Annotated in this window: 2 protein-coding genes; both read right to left on the reverse strand. The window is 67.6% G+C overall.

From position 1 onward, the window contains the following. Window positions 1-137: iron-sulfur cluster assembly scaffold protein (locus I6F37_RS47170; RefSeq protein ID WP_225155055.1), on the reverse strand; the 137-nt coding region annotated here is incomplete at its 3' end. Then, window positions 137-386: aminotransferase class V-fold PLP-dependent enzyme (locus I6F37_RS44475; protein WP_225155054.1), on the reverse strand; the 250-nt coding region annotated here is incomplete at its 5' end. The genes I6F37_RS44475 and I6F37_RS47170, both read right to left, overlap by 1 nt.

The following is a 386-nucleotide window of genomic DNA, read 5'->3' on the forward strand; positions in this document are numbered from 1 at the left end:
TACACGGTGAGGCGATCGCCGCACAACGGGTTGTGCCCGTCGACCTTGTGATCGGCCGGCGTGAGCACGCCAAAGTTGCGCGGGCGCCTGTTGTGATCGAGGATGACCTCCTGGTAGAGGTCGCGCAGGTCCGACATCAGCCGAACACCTCGCGCACGACGGTCAAAGCGCCCACCAGCGCGTCCACATCGTCGCGCGTGTTGTAGATCGCGAACGACGCGCGCACCGTGGCGGGCACGCCGAAGCGATCCATCACCGGCTGGGCACAGTGCTGCCCCGTTCGCACGGCCACCCCTTCGCGGTCGAGAATCGTGCCGATGTCGTGCGGATGCACGCCCTCGAACACGAACGACACGAGGCCCGCCCTCTCGCGCGCCGTCCCGATC

The organism is Bradyrhizobium sp. NBAIM08 (assembly GCF_020193935.1).
In the GTDB taxonomy this organism is placed as follows: domain Bacteria; phylum Pseudomonadota; class Alphaproteobacteria; order Rhizobiales; family Xanthobacteraceae; genus Bradyrhizobium; species Bradyrhizobium yuanmingense.